Below are 12,744 nucleotides of genomic sequence, written 5' to 3'. Positions count from 1 at the left end.
TCGTTCGGTGACCGCCTTCACCGGCGCTTCCCCCATCGCTCGCCGCGGCCGTGGGCGGCCGTGTCGATGAAAGTCCGGTACCGGTCCGCGGACCCGGGCTCCGCGACGTCCTCGAGCCCGTGCGGGCAGCGCAGTGCCGACCACAGCGCGGCCCGCGGTTCCGGTTCGGCGACGACGGCCCGGTACCACGAAAAGACCTCGGCCAGCAGGGCGTCGTCCATCGCGTACAGCACGGGCGGTGCGAGCCCGGTCAGCTCGATCAGGCCGCCCAGCGCCGTCAGCCGGTCCTCCACCCGGTGCATCAGTGCGAAGAGGCTGTCGTCCACCTGCTCGACCCGGGACAGGTCGACCACCAGGTGCCGTGTGCCGGCGTGGAGCAGGCCGGCGAAGTGCGCGGCCAGGAGGCGGAGTGCCCGCGCGTCGATCGATCCGCCGACCGTGACGACGGTGTGGTGGTCGTCGCGCAAGGTCGAGGTGACCGTGAGATCTGTCGTGGCGCCGGATACACCGCGCGGCTGCCCGGTGAGGCGGTGCAGCTCGGCGAACGCGGCCGCGTACGCCGGCTGGTCGAGGTTGAGTGCGAGTCCGTTGACCATGCCTGACGTCCTTTCAGAGGAGCAGTTCGAACATCCGGAAGACCTGGTCCCACTCGGCGGAGCCGGGGTTCTTGACGCGCGGGTCGATGATCTTGAACGCCTGGGCGAGCGCCACGCTGAGACCGCCGGCGACGGCGGGGAGCCGGGCCTCGGTTTCTTCGGAGAGGGCGATCCCGAGCGGGGGACGGGCCAGGAGCTGCTCCAGCAGCGGCACCACTTCCAGGTCTTCGTCCAGCTTGAGGAACTCGCGCATGCGCTCCTGCAGCCCCTTGGTGATCGGCAGGTCCCTCGGCTCGATGACGTCCCGCCCGCCGGCCTTGGCCGTGGCCTTGGCGACCACGAAGAAGTCATAGATCTTGCGGTCGAGGAACTCGTCGTACCGTTTCAGGTCGCTCTTGTCGACGTCCAGGCTCGCGGCCGTCCGGAAGAACCGTTCGAACCTCGCCGCACCCATGACCGGCATCAGGCCTCCTGTGAGAGGTGTTCGTGGACGAACCGGACGGCCATGGCGCCTTCCCCGACCGCCGAGGCCACCCGTTTGACCGAGCCGTGGCGTACGTCCCCCACCGCGAACAGACCCGGCCTGCTCGTCTCCAGCACCAGTGGCGGGCGCTGCACCCCGCGCCACACATCGGCGTCCCGGAACCCCTCGGCGTCCGCCCCGGTCAGCACGAACCCGTCCTCGTCGAGGGCGACCATCCCCGAAAGCCAGGCGGTGTGCGGGGAAGCCCCGATGAAGACGAACAGCGCGCGGGCGTCGAGGGCGCGGCGCTCGCCGGTGCGGTTGTTCTCGACGAGCAGGGATTCGAGCCGGTCCCCGCCGGCGAGCTCGCGGACTTCGGTGTGCCCGAGCACGGTGATCCGCGGGTGCTGTTCGACCTGCTCGACGAGGTAGCGGGACATGTTCGCGGCGAGATCGCCGCCGCGCACCAGCAGGTAGACCACCGGCGAACCCTCCGCGAGGAACACCGCCGCCTGGCCGGCCGAGTTGCCGCCCCCGACCACGGCCACGGGGGACGCCAGGCAGCGACGCGCTTCGTGCAGCGTCGCCGCGTAGTAGACGCTGGACGCTTCGAACTTCTCGATGCCGGGTACGGCGAGCCGGCGGTAGCGGGCGCCGGTGGCGATCACGACGGTGCGGGAAACGATCTCGATGCCGTCGTCGAAGCCGACGGCGTAGCGGCCGTCGCGTGCTTCGAGGGTGCGCGCCTCGGCCGGGACGGCGACCCGGGCCCCGAACTTGGCCGCCTGGATCACCGATCGCTCGGCCAGCTCCGCCCCGGAGATCCCCGGCGGGAAGCCGAGGTAGTTCTCGATGCGGGACGTCGTCCCGGCCTGGCCGCCCGGGGCCATGGCGTCGAACGCCGACAGCCGCAACCCGTCGGAAGCGCCGTAGACCACCGTGGCCAGGCCGCCGGGCCCGGCGCCGACCACGAGCAGGTCCCGCACCCCGCGTTCCGGTTCCGGCGGCCGCAGCCCGATCCTCCCGGCCAGCTCGGCGGTGCTCGGGTTCCGCAGCACCTCGGTGCCGTTCAGCACGACCACCGGAGTGTCCGCGACGGCGACGCCGAAGCGCTCCAGGAGCGCCTCGGCCTGCTGGTCCTTGTCGACGTCGACCAGCCGGTACGGGAGCCGGTTGCGCGCCGCGAACTCCAGCAGCCGCCTGGTGTCGGGGGAGTAGCAGGAGCCGACGATCCGCAGCCCGTTGCCGGCGCCGATGAGGAGCGTCCGCCGCACGAGGTAGGCCCGCAGGATCAGGTCGCCGAGCACCGGATCGCCGAGCACCAGGTGCCGCACCGTGCTCATCGGGACGGCGAGCACCTCGCCGGGTTCGGCGGCCACGGCGCCGACGAACGCGGGCTGCCCTTCGAGCAGGCCGAGCTCACCCAGGAACCGGTGCGGCCCGTGCACCCGGACGACCTTCGCGTCGTCCCCGGTTCCTTCGGTGACGGCGACCTTGCCGCGCAGGATCACGAAGAACTCGGACGGGCGGCCGCCCTCCGTGTACAGCACCTCACCCGGCTGGACCGGACGGCGTTCACCGCCGCCGCCGAGGGTGCGGATCTGCTCGTCGGTGAGCCGGGGGAACGCTCCGTGCGGGTCCGGGGTCTCGGTCAGCGGCCCGCTGAGGTCGATCCCCGCCAGGGCGGTCATACGAATGTCTGATCGACGTAGCACCAGCGCCAGGTCTCCCCGGGCTCGAACGAGCGCACGATCGGGTGCCCGATGGCGTGCGCGTGCTTGCCGGCGTGCTTCATCGGCGACGAGTCGCAGCAGCCGACGTGCCCGCACGTCAAGCACAGCCGCAGGTGCAGCCACGGCGTGCCGGCGACCAGGCACTCCTCACAACCCTGCGGGGTTCGCGGCACCACGTCTCGCACGAGCGCGAGATGCCGGTCGACGACACTGGTCATCGCACGTCACCTTCCTTGGTCTCGGGGGTGTTCTCCGATCGCGCCAGCGCCTGGTCGAGCCAGTCGCGCAGCACGGGCACGGGCGCGGCGCCCGCTTGCCGCGCGACGACCTCGCCGCCGCGCAGCACCATGAGCGTCGGCACGGCCTTCACGTCGAACTGCCGGGACAGCCCGGGTGCCTTGTCGACGTCGACCTTCACGAGCTTGACCTTCCCGGCCCGCTCCCGGGCCAGCTGGGCCAGCGCGGGGCTGACCTGGCGGCAGGGTCCGCACCAGGTGGCCCAGAGGTCGACCAGCACCGGCAGCGTGGCCCGCTCCGCGACTTCCGCGAAGTCGGGGTCGCCGGCGTCGACGATCCAGAGCAGCGGCTCGTGGCAGTTCCCGCACTTCGGCTTGCCCGCGGCGGCCGCCGGGACGCGGTTCTTGTGCCCGCAGTGTTCGCAGACGACCGTGGTGGTGGTTCCGGTGCCGGTACTCATGCCGCGGACCGCCCTTCGCCCCCGCTGTAGGTGACGACGAGCTCGCCGTCCTTGGCGTCGACGGTGATCACCAGTCCCTCCGTCGGTTCACCGCGCAGGAGCGTGCGGCCGATCTTGGTCTCGACCTCGTGGGAGATGTACCGGCGCAGCGGCCGGGCGCCGTACACCGGGTCGAACCCGTGCCGGGCGATGAGTTTCCGCGCCTCCGCGGTGAGCTCGATCGCGATGCCCTGCTCGGCCAGCCGGTGGCGCAGCTCGTCGAACTGCAGGTCGACGATCCGCTCGATCTCGGCGTGCCCGAGCGGGGTGAACAGCACGATGTCGTCGACGCGGTTGAGGAACTCCGGCCGGAAGTGGTGCCGCAGCTCGGCCAGCACGGCGTCGCGGGCGTCCGGCTTGATTTCGCCGGCGGCGGTGACCCCGTCGAGCAGGTGCTGCGAGCCGATGTTGGAGGTCATGATGATCACCGTGTTGCGGAAGTCGACGGTCCGGCCCTGCGCGTCGGTGATCCGGCCGTCGTCCAGGACCTGGAGCAGGGTGTTGAACACGTCCGGGTGCGCCTTCTCGATCTCGTCGAACAGCACGACCGAGTAGGGCTTGCGCCGCACGGCTTCGGTGAGCTGCCCGCCCTCGTCGTAGCCGACGTAACCCGGGGGAGCGCCCAGCAGCCTCGAGACGGTGTGCCGCTCCTGGTACTCGCTCATGTCGAGCCGGACCATGCTCTCCTCGCTGTCGAACAGGGCCGCCGCGAGGGTCTTGGCGAGTTCGGTCTTCCCGACCCCGGTCGGGCCGAGGAAGATGAACGACCCGATCGGCTTGCGTGGATCGCGGATCCCCGAGCGCGCCCGGATGACCGCGTCGGCGACCAGCCGGACGGCCTCGTCCTGACCGATCACCCGCTCGTGCAGGATCTCGTCGAGCCGCAGCAGCTTTTCCCGTTCGCCTTCCTGCAGCCGGGAAACCGGGATCCCGGTCCACGCGGCGACGATCTCGGCGATCTCGTCCTCGGTGACGACCTCGTGCAGCAGCCGCTTCCGGCCCTGCTTGCCCGCGAGCTGTTCTTCCTCCGCGGCGAGCCGGCGCTCGGCTTCGGTGATCTCGCCGTAGCGCAGCTCCGCCGCGCGGTTCAGGTCGTAGTTCCGTTCCGCTTCCTCGGCTTCGTGGCGCAGCCGTTCCAGTTCGGACCGCAGCTCCTGGACCCGCCGGATGGCCTGACGTTCGGCTTCCCACTGCGCTTTCTTCGAGTCCGCTTCGGCGCGAAGATCGGCGAGCTCCCGGTCGAGGTCGGCCAACCGCGCCTTGCTGGCCGGGTCGGATTCCTTGGACAGCGCGGCTTGCTCGATCTCCAGGCGGGTGACGCGCCGGGTGAGCTCGTCGAGCTCGGCGGGCATCGAGTCGATTTCCGTGCGCAGCCGCGCGCACGCCTCGTCGACCAGGTCGATCGCCTTGTCCGGCAGGAACCGGTCGGTGATGTAGCGGTGGGACAGGGTCGCGGCGGCGACGAGCGCGCCGTCCTGGATCTTGACCCCGTGGAACACCTCGAGCCGCTCCCGCAGCCCGCGCAGGATCGAGACGCTGTCCTCGAGCGTGGGTTCGTCGACGACGATCGTCTGGAACCGGCGCTCCAGCGCGGCGTCCTTCTCGATGTGCTTGCGGTACTCGTCGAGCGTCGTCGCCCCGATCATGTGCAGTTCACCGCGGGCCAGCATCGGCTTGAGCATGTTGCCCGCGTCCATCGCGCCTTCGGCGGCGCCGGCTCCGACGACCGTGTGCAGCTCGTCGACGAAGAGCAGGACGCGTCCCTCTTCGGCTTTGACCTCGGCCAGCACGGCCTTGAGGCGTTCCTCGAACTCGCCGCGGTACTTCGCCCCGGCGACGAGCGCGCCCATGTCGAGCGAGAAGATCGTCTTGTCCCGCAGGCCTTCCGGCACGTCGCCGCGCACGATCCGCTGGGCGAGGCCCTCGACGATCGCCGTCTTGCCGACGCCGGGGTCGCCGATCAGCACGGGGTTGTTCTTCGTCTTCCGCGACAGGATCTGGATCACCCGGCGGATCTCGGCGTCCCGGCCGATGACCGGGTCGAGCTTGCCCGACCGCGCGTCGGTGACCAGGTCCCGGCCGTACTTCTCCAGCGCTTCGTAGGCGCCCTCGGGGGTCGCCGAGGTGACCCGCTGGTTGCCGCGGACCTTGGTCAGCGCCGTCAGGAACGACTCGCGCGTCACGCCGTACCGGGCCAGCAGCCGCCCCGCGGCCGACTTCGCCCCCTCGTCGGCGAGGGCCAGCACGAGGTGTTCGACGGAGACGTATTCGTCCTTGAGCCGCTTGGCTTCCCGCTCGGCGGCGTCCAGCAGGCCGGCGAGGCGCCGGGTGACGTACACCTGCCCGGGGGTGGTGCCGGGGCCGGTCACCTTCGGCCGCCGCGAGAGCTCCGCTTCGACGGCTTCGCGGAGGTCGTCGACGTCCGCGCCCGTCTGGGCGAGCAGCCGGGGCGCGAGGCCGTCGGCCTGGTCGAGCAGGGCGAGCAGCAGGTGCTCACCGTCGGTTTCGGTGTGGCCGTGGCGTTGCGCCACGCTCTGGGCCTCCTGCAGCGCTTCCTGCGACTTCTGGGTCAGCTTGCTCATGTCCATCGCCGGTGGCTCCTGACTTGGGCTTCGAGGACGTCGATGCGGTCCAGCAGGTCGAGCACGAGCCCGATGGCCGCGTAGTTGAGGGAAAGGCCCGCGCGCAGGCGCTGGATGCGCGCGAGGGTGGCGACCGCGGACGGCGCGAGCCACACCCGCCCGCTCGGGTCGGTCGTGCCGTCCACCAGGCTCAGCGCGACGAACCGGCGGATCAGCTCCGGGTGCAGTCCGCTTCGCGCGGCTGCCGTGTCGAGGCTGAGCCGGACGGGACGGGCGAGCAGGTACTGCGCCATCAGGCCCTCCTCGGGTCGAAATCGGACACCGCGGCGAGCTCTTCGAAGAGCTCACGCTCCCGTTTGCCGAGCTTCTTCGGCACCAGCACGCGGACCTCGGCGTAGAGATCGCCCGGCTTGCCCCTGGGGTTGGGCAGGCCCTCGCCGCGCAGCCGCAGCCGTCGTCCGCTCGACGAGCCGGGCACGACCCGCACCTTCACCTCGCCACCGGGGGTCAGCACGGGAACCGTGGCGCCGAGCGCCGCCTCCCAGGGCGACACCGGCAGCTCGACCGTGAGGTCGCGCCCGGACAGGCGGTAGCGAGGGTGCGGCTTGATCCGGACCACGAGGTAGAGGTCACCGGACGCGGCGTTGCCGGACGCCCGCCCGCCCTGACCGGCGAGCCGGATGCGCTGCCCGTCGAGCACCCCGGCCGGGATGTCGACGTCGTAACCGCGCTCGCCCGCGCCGGCGATGCTCAAGTGCCGTCGCCCGCCCTGGTAGGCCTCCTCGACCGTCAGCTCGAGCTCGGCCTCCTGGTCGGCGCCCGCGATCGGCCCACCGGCACCCCGGCTCCGGAAGAGGCCGCCCAGCAGGTCCTCGATGTCGACGCCTTCGAAGCCCTCGAAGCCCTCGGACGCGCCGCCGAATCCCGGGCTCGCCCGGCTGTGGCGGACGCGGCCGCCGCCCCGCCCGCCGGCACCGGCGTACGCCCGCTCGTCGAAGTCGTCGGGGGCCCGGCGGAAGTCCGCGCCGAACCGGTCGTACTTCTTGCGCTGCTCCGGGTCGGACAGCACTTGGTAGGCCTCGCTGACCTCCTTGAAGCGCTCTTCGGCGCCCGGGTCGGAGTTCACGTCGGGGTGGAGCTGCCGCGCCAGTTTCCGGTACGCCCGCTGGATTTCGTCGGTGCTCGCCGTTTTGGCGACCCCGAGCGCCTCGTAGAAGTCGGTGGCCACCCGCGATCACCCCTGGGACTTGGACACCGCGACGGCCGTCGGCCGCAGCTGGTGCCGGTCGGTCCCGTAGCCGGGGCGCACGACGTGGGTCACCGTGTTCGGTTCGGTGGCCGGGTCCTCGACGACGGCGACGACTTCGTGCCGGTTCGGGTCGAACCGGACGCCGGTTTCGTCGTCACGCGGGTACCCCAGCCCGGCGAGCAGCCGGACGGCCTGCTCCCGGGTCGCGCGGACACCCTGCACGATGGCCGACGGGTCCGCCTCGGCGTGCGCGAGCGCCAGTTCGAGGTTGTCGAGCACCGGGAGCCAGGCCGCCGCGACCCTCGCCCGCTCGGCTTCGACTTCCCGTCGCAGTTCGGTGGCCTGGCGCTTGCGCACGTTGTCGAGGTCGGCCGCGGCGCGGCGCCACCGGTCCTCGAGCTCGGCGAGCTTCTCTTCCGCCCCGGTCGCCGGGGCCGGCACCTCCTGGGGGCGGGAATCCGTGCCCGCCCCGGCGACCTCCGCGGAGGGTTCTCCCTGCTCCGCGGCCCTTCCTGTGGTGGCCATCGCGCTGCCTCACGCCCGATCGAAGTCGGCGTCGATCACGTCGTCCTCGTCGGCGGCGTGCCGGGGGCCGCCGCCGTCGCCGTTGCCGCTTTCACTGTTGCCGCCGCTCGCCCGGGGCGCGTTGAGCCCGGCCAGCACCTGCTGCAGCTCCGAGGTCAGCGACCGCACCCGGTCCATCGGAGCGGCGTCCGCCACGGCCTCGCGAGCGTCTTGGACGAGCATTTCCGCCCGCGCCTTCTCGTGCGGTGGAGTGGTGTCCGTGATGGCCCGCTCGACCTGGTAGGCGGCCGAATCGAGCAGGTTGCGCGCATCGATCTCCTCGCGCAGCCGCTGGTCCTCGGACCGGTTGCGTTCGGCTTCGGTGACCATGCGGTCGATCTCCGCCTGGTCGAGGTTCGAGCTCTCGCTGATCGTGATGCCCTGCTCGGTGCCGGTGTCCTTGTCGCGCGCGGTGACGTTGACGATGCCGTTCGCGTCGACGTCGAACGTCACTTCGACCTGGGGTTCGCCGCGCGGTGCCGGCCGGATGTCGGTGAGCTGGAAGCGCCCGAGCACCCGGTTGTCGGCGGCCCGTTCCCGCTCACCCTGGAGCACCACGACGTCGACCGCGGGCTGGTTGTCCTCCGCGGTGGAGAACACCTCGGTCCGCCGCGCCGGGATCGTCGTGTTGCGCTCGACGATCTTCGTCATCACGCCGCCGCGGGTTTCCACGCCGAGCGAGAGGGGGGTGACGTCGAGCAGCAGGACGTCCTTGACCTCGCCCTTGAGCACCCCGGCCTGGACCGCCGCGCCGAGCGCGACGACCTCGTCCGGGTTGACGCTCATGTTCGGGTCCTTGCCCCCGGTGAGCTTGCGGACCAGGTTCTGCACGGCCGGGATCCGGGTCGATCCGCCGACCAGGATGACCTCGTCGATGTCGTTCGCGCTCACCTTCGCGTCGGCCATCGCCTGCTTGACCGGGCCGAGGCACCGGTCGACCAGGTCGGCGGTGATCTGCTCGAACACCGAGCGCATCACGGTCGTCGTGAGGTGCTTCGGGCCGTCCTGGCCCGCGGTGATGAACGGCAGGTTCACGCTCGTCTGGCTGACCGAGCTGAGCTCGACCTTCGCCTTCTCCGCGGCTTCGAAGAGCCGCTGCAGCGCCTGCGGATCCGACCGCAGGTCGATGCCGTTGTCCTGCTTGAACCGATCGGCGAGGTGGTCCACGATCCGGCGGTCGAAGTCGTCCCCGCCGAGGTGGGTGTCCCCGGCGGTCGACCGGACCTCGACCACGCCGTCGCCGACGTCGAGCAGGCTCACGTCGAAGGTACCGCCGCCGAGGTCGAACACGAGGACCGTCTCGTGGCCCTTCGAGCCGAGCCCGTAGGCCAGCGCGGCGGCGGTCGGCTCGTTGATGATCCGCAGGACCTCGAGGCCGGCGATCCTGCCGGCGTCCTTGGTGGCCTGCCGCTGGGCGTCGTTGAAGTACGCGGGCACGGTGATGACGGCCTCGGTCACCCGCTCGCCGAGGAACTTGCCCGCGTCGTCGGCGAGCTTGCGCAGGATCTGCGCGCTGATCTCCTCCGGCGAGTGGAGCCTGTCGCGGACCTTGAACCGGACGACACCGCCCTCACCCTCGACGACGTCGAATCCGACCGCCTTGGCCTCGTCGTCCACCTCGCCGTACTTCCGGCCGATGAACCTCTTCGCCGAATAGATCGTGCCCTTCGGGTTGAGGATCGTCTGCCGGCGGGCGAGCTGGCCGACCAGCCGCTCACCGCTTTCGGTGAACGCGACCACCGACGGGGTGGTCCGCGCGCCTTCGGAGTTGGCGATGACCGTGGGCTCGCCGCCTTCCCAGACGGCGATCACCGAGTTGGTCGTGCCCAGGTCGATGCCGACTGCCTTGGCCATCACACACCTCCGGTCAGCTTGGCGAGCAGGGTCTTGGCTTCGTCGGCCACCGCGTCGTCGGCGACGACCTCGTAGCGGGTCGGCGTCATCACCCGGACCGAGGCGAAGTCGCGGCGTCCGCGCTGGAGCGCGTGCGCGGCGAGGCCGAAGATCGCGCCGATCACCGCGCCGAACACGAGTCCGTAAACGGCGATGGTGAAGGCCGCCAGCAACGGCGTGAACCAGTTGAAGATCCCGAACAGCCAGCCGATCAGCAGCCCGGTGACGGCGCCCGAGCCGGCCCCCCGCAGTGCGGCGCCGCCGTGGTCGAGGCGTCCGACGACCTGCTCGACCAGCTTGACGTCCGAGCCGATGATGGCGACCCGCTCGACGGGGAAACCGTTGTCCGACAGGTAGTCGACGGCACGCTCGGCCTCGCTGTAGTTTTCGTAGGACCCGATCGCGCGGCGCTGTCCCGCGGCGTGGGGGTCCGAAGAGTGACGCGGTGGTGGCGCCGTGGCGCCCGGCTGCGCAGTCATCGTCCGGCTCCTAGACGTTGGCGTGTTCTTCTCGGGAAACCTGTTCGGCGATGCGGGGCTTCTCTTCGGCCGTCTCGGATCCGGTGCCGATTTCGACCTTGCGAGGCTTGCTGGCTTCGGCGACCGGGATGCCGAGCATGAGCACACCGCGGTCGAACTCCGCCGACAGCCGGGTGCTGTCCAGGTTGTCGCCGAGGAAGAACTGGCGGCTGAACTCACCCTGCGGTCGTTCGTCGACCAGGAGTTCGTCACCTTCACGGCGCAGCGGGGTGCGGCGGGTGCGCACGGTCACCACATTGTGTTCCACCGTGAGGTCGACGTCGCCGGGGTCCACTCCCGGCAGGTCCAGGGCGACGACGAACCGATCACCGCGGCGAAAGGCCTCCATGGGCATCGCCCGCGGGCCGCGGGTGCCGGCCACGGCCTGCTCGGTCAAGCGTTCGAGATCGCGGAACGGGTCGAAACGCATCAAGGTCATGACTCTCCTCATTCTTCGCCCGGGTACGTGCCGCGAAGAGATCTACCGCGTCGAATCGACTTTGCGACGCGGTTTCCGGTCGGACACGAGTTCTGCGGATACCGGCAGAATCGGGACTGTTGCAGTGACCTTTCGGGATAACCACACAGTGGCAAGGACGGCCGTCCCGGCGCGTGCGCCTGGCAGGTCGAAATTCGCGCGAACGATCGACCCGGCAGAGCAGGAACAACCGTGCAGGGTTTTGGCCAGTCGGCGGTCGGAGGTCCCGATGACACCCGCGGCGGCGGGCGACCGAGCCCACGAAACTCCACAAAGGCCGGACAGCTGGTGGCGTGACCAGTTGTCGAGTCCGCACGGGGTTTTCGTCGTCTCGACGATGATGTTCGACGGCCGGGAAGCCGACGACATCGTCCGGCTGGCCGCCACCTCGGTACCGTCGTTGAGCGGCTGCGGCGTCAAGGCGGTGTACCTGATCACCGACGGCGCGCTCAGCCGTCGTGACGGCGCGGAGCCGGACGCGGAACTCGACCGGCAGGTCCGTCTCCTCGGCGGAGACAGCGGCCCGCTGGTCCTGACCGGCGGCGGCTGGTGCTGGGGCTTCGCGCTGCGTGGGCTGAGCGGGCCGAGGGGCTACCTGGTGGTGCACGCGGCGGTGGAGCCGCCGAAGGACGAGTTCTTCCTGCTCGAAGCGCTGGGCCGGCAGACGGCGGGTGCACTGGCGAACGCCTCGCTCCACCTGCGCGAGCGCGAACAGGCGGTCGAACTGCAGGAGGTCAACGGCAGGCTGTCCGCCTCGGTGGCCCGGCTCGAGCAGCAGACCCACGTGCACGAGGTGCTCAGCGACATCTCCGTGTCCGGTGCGGGTGAGCCGGGCATCGCCTATGCGGTGCACCAGCTGACATCGTTGCCGGTCGCGATCGAAGACCGGTTCGGCAACCTGCGGGCGTGGGCCGGCCCCGGCAAGCCCGACCCGTACCCGAAGGCCCAAGCCCACCGGCGCGAGGAGCTGCTCAGGCGCGCCGCGGCGGTTCCCCACCCGGTCCGGGAGAAGGACCGGCTGATCTCGCTGGTCAAGCCGCGGTACGAGGTCCTCGGCGTGGTGGCGCTCGTGGACCCGCGCAAGACCGTGGGAAGCCACGAGATGTTCGCGCTCGAATACGGGACGACGGTGCTGGCACTGGAGCTGTCACACCTGCGCAACCTCGCCGAGGTCGAGCTGCGCCTGCACCGTGACCTGGTCGACGACCTGATCACCGGCACCGACGACGAGAGCGCCTACGCTCGCGCCGACGCGGTCGGGCACGACCTGCGTGGTCCTCATCGCGTGATCGTCGTGCGGTGGGGCGGGAGGCAGCCCGACGACGCCGTCGCCGAGGCCGCGAGCCGGGCCGTCGCCTCCCTTCAGCTGAGCTCGATGATCTCGCGGCGCTCGGGAGCGGTGGTGCTCCTCGTCAGCGGCCGCCCGGACGGCGACACGCTGTACCACCTGCTTTCGGAGAACCTCGGAAGCGGCGGTGCGCTCGGCGTCGGCGGGCGCTGCGACCGCCCCGGCGAATTTCCGAAATCCTATGCGGAAGCGATGCGGGCTTTGGACATCCGCCGGAAATCAAGGTCGCCGGATGGCGCGACAATCTTCGACCACCTGGGCCTTTATCGTATTTTGGACACCGGAGTGAATCGCGGCGAAATCGTTGCGTTCGTGCGGGAATGGCTGGGCCTGCTTCTCGACTACGACGAACACAAGAACACGGACCTGGTCCGGACGCTGTCGCAGTACCTCGAATGCGGCGGGCACTACGACGAAACCGCTTCCGCGCTGGTGATCCACCGCAGCACCCTGCGCTACCGGCTGGGCCGGATCCGGGAGATCACCGACCTCGACCTCAACGACGTGGAAAGCCGGCTCAACCTGCACGTGGCCACCCGGGCCTGGAAGGTGCTGGGGGGCCCGATGTGAGCGGGAGGGGACGG

The 12,744-nt window shown here is 70.7% G+C and carries 13 protein-coding genes; 1 reads left to right on the top strand and 12 read right to left on the bottom strand.

Annotation, left to right across the window (positions count from 1 at the left end; genetic code table 11):
* Positions 1 to 17: 17 nt before the first annotated feature.
* From OG570_RS40330 to OG570_RS40275, 12 genes are read right to left on the bottom strand one after another with little or no spacing between them, the layout of a single operon-like run.
* On the bottom strand, positions 18 to 596 hold the full coding sequence (locus tag OG570_RS40330; protein WP_326954041.1) for an STAS domain-containing protein: 579 nt from the start codon (positions 594 to 596) through the stop codon (positions 18 to 20).
* A 13-nt stretch (positions 597 to 609) separates the two neighbouring features.
* The gene (locus tag OG570_RS40325) at positions 610 to 1,059 is read right to left on the bottom strand and encodes a DUF1931 family protein (RefSeq protein WP_326954040.1); all 450 of its coding nucleotides are present in this window, start codon (positions 1,057 to 1,059) and stop codon (positions 610 to 612) included.
* Positions 1,059 to 2,750: an FAD-dependent oxidoreductase gene (locus tag OG570_RS40320; protein ID WP_326954039.1), complete on the bottom strand. Its 1,692-nt coding sequence runs from the start codon at positions 2,748 to 2,750 to the stop codon at positions 1,059 to 1,061. The genes OG570_RS40325 and OG570_RS40320 overlap by 1 nt, the downstream gene beginning before the upstream one ends.
* Positions 2,747 to 3,010 (bottom strand): ubiquitin carboxyl-terminal hydrolase 14, encoded by a 264-nt coding sequence (locus tag OG570_RS40315; RefSeq protein WP_326948671.1) that lies wholly within the window; start codon positions 3,008 to 3,010, stop codon positions 2,747 to 2,749. Before OG570_RS40315 ends, OG570_RS40320 begins: the two co-directional genes overlap by 4 nt.
* Positions 3,007 to 3,489 carry a thioredoxin gene (gene trxA / locus OG570_RS40310; RefSeq protein WP_326954038.1) on the bottom strand — a complete coding sequence of 161 codons (483 nt, stop codon included), beginning with the start codon at positions 3,487 to 3,489 and terminating at the stop codon, positions 3,007 to 3,009. The genes OG570_RS40315 and trxA overlap by 4 nt, the downstream gene beginning before the upstream one ends.
* On the bottom strand, positions 3,486 to 6,116 hold the full coding sequence (clpB, locus tag OG570_RS40305; protein WP_326954037.1) for an ATP-dependent chaperone ClpB: 2,631 nt from the start codon (positions 6,114 to 6,116) through the stop codon (positions 3,486 to 3,488). The genes trxA and clpB overlap by 4 nt, the downstream gene beginning before the upstream one ends.
* Complete coding sequence (locus tag OG570_RS40300) at positions 6,107 to 6,403, bottom strand: chaperone modulator CbpM (RefSeq protein ID WP_326954036.1); 297 nt, start codon at positions 6,401 to 6,403, stop codon at positions 6,107 to 6,109. Before OG570_RS40300 ends, clpB begins: the two co-directional genes overlap by 10 nt.
* On the bottom strand, positions 6,403 to 7,338 hold the full coding sequence (locus OG570_RS40295; RefSeq protein ID WP_326954035.1) for a DnaJ C-terminal domain-containing protein: 936 nt from the start codon (positions 7,336 to 7,338) through the stop codon (positions 6,403 to 6,405). Before OG570_RS40295 ends, OG570_RS40300 begins: the two co-directional genes overlap by 1 nt.
* 6 nt (positions 7,339 to 7,344) lie before the next feature.
* Positions 7,345 to 7,884, bottom strand: a complete 540-nt coding sequence (locus tag OG570_RS40290; RefSeq protein WP_326948676.1) for a nucleotide exchange factor GrpE — start codon at positions 7,882 to 7,884, stop codon at positions 7,345 to 7,347.
* 9 nt (positions 7,885 to 7,893) lie between these two features.
* A complete protein-coding gene (gene dnaK / locus OG570_RS40285; RefSeq protein ID WP_326954034.1) occupies positions 7,894 to 9,777 on the bottom strand; it encodes a molecular chaperone DnaK in 1,884 nt (627 codons plus the stop codon).
* Positions 9,777 to 10,295 carry a general stress protein gene (locus tag OG570_RS40280; RefSeq protein ID WP_326948678.1) on the bottom strand — a complete coding sequence of 173 codons (519 nt, stop codon included), beginning with the start codon at positions 10,293 to 10,295 and terminating at the stop codon, positions 9,777 to 9,779. The genes dnaK and OG570_RS40280 overlap by 1 nt, the downstream gene beginning before the upstream one ends.
* A gap of 10 nt (positions 10,296 to 10,305) precedes the next feature.
* Entirely contained in the window at positions 10,306 to 10,773 is a 468-nt protein-coding gene (locus tag OG570_RS40275; RefSeq protein WP_326948679.1) for an Hsp20/alpha crystallin family protein, read from the bottom strand.
* 376 nt (positions 10,774 to 11,149) lie between these two features.
* Between OG570_RS40275 and OG570_RS40270 the strand changes: the two genes are divergently transcribed.
* Positions 11,150 to 12,730 carry a PucR family transcriptional regulator gene (locus OG570_RS40270; RefSeq protein WP_326954033.1) on the top strand — a complete coding sequence of 527 codons (1,581 nt, stop codon included), beginning with the start codon at positions 11,150 to 11,152 and terminating at the stop codon, positions 12,728 to 12,730.
* The last annotated feature ends 14 nt before the right edge of the window (positions 12,731 to 12,744 follow it).

The sequence above is a fragment of the Amycolatopsis sp. NBC_01286 genome, from assembly GCF_035982555.1.
Lineage (GTDB): Bacteria > Actinomycetota > Actinomycetes > Mycobacteriales > Pseudonocardiaceae > Amycolatopsis.
Note: the sequence above shows the minus strand (reverse complement) of the source record. Positions and strands in the feature narration are given on the sequence as shown.

Bases quoted from the DNA above. Each gene is read 5' to 3' on its own strand.
- trxA (WP_326954038.1), bottom strand. From the start codon at position 3,489: ATGAGTACCGGCACCGGAACCACCACCACGGTCGTCTGCGAACACTGC.
- OG570_RS40270 (WP_326954033.1), top strand. From the start codon at position 11,150: ATGATGTTCGACGGCCGGGAAGCCGACGACATCGTCCGGCTGGCCGCC.
- OG570_RS40320 (WP_326954039.1), bottom strand. From the start codon at position 2,750: ATGACCGCCCTGGCGGGGATCGACCTCAGCGGGCCGCTGACCGAGACC.
- dnaK (WP_326954034.1), bottom strand. From the start codon at position 9,777: ATGGCCAAGGCAGTCGGCATCGACCTGGGCACGACCAACTCGGTGATC.
- OG570_RS40290 (WP_326948676.1), bottom strand. From the start codon at position 7,884: ATGGCCACCACAGGAAGGGCCGCGGAGCAGGGAGAACCCTCCGCGGAG.
- OG570_RS40280 (WP_326948678.1), bottom strand. From the start codon at position 10,295: ATGACTGCGCAGCCGGGCGCCACGGCGCCACCACCGCGTCACTCTTCG.
- OG570_RS40325 (WP_326954040.1), bottom strand. From the start codon at position 1,059: ATGCCGGTCATGGGTGCGGCGAGGTTCGAACGGTTCTTCCGGACGGCC.
- OG570_RS40300 (WP_326954036.1), bottom strand. From the start codon at position 6,403: ATGGCGCAGTACCTGCTCGCCCGTCCCGTCCGGCTCAGCCTCGACACG.
- OG570_RS40315 (WP_326948671.1), bottom strand. From the start codon at position 3,010: ATGACCAGTGTCGTCGACCGGCATCTCGCGCTCGTGCGAGACGTGGTG.
- clpB (WP_326954037.1), bottom strand. From the start codon at position 6,116: ATGGACATGAGCAAGCTGACCCAGAAGTCGCAGGAAGCGCTGCAGGAG.
- OG570_RS40275 (WP_326948679.1), bottom strand. From the start codon at position 10,773: ATGACCTTGATGCGTTTCGACCCGTTCCGCGATCTCGAACGCTTGACC.
- OG570_RS40330 (WP_326954041.1), bottom strand. From the start codon at position 596: ATGGTCAACGGACTCGCACTCAACCTCGACCAGCCGGCGTACGCGGCC.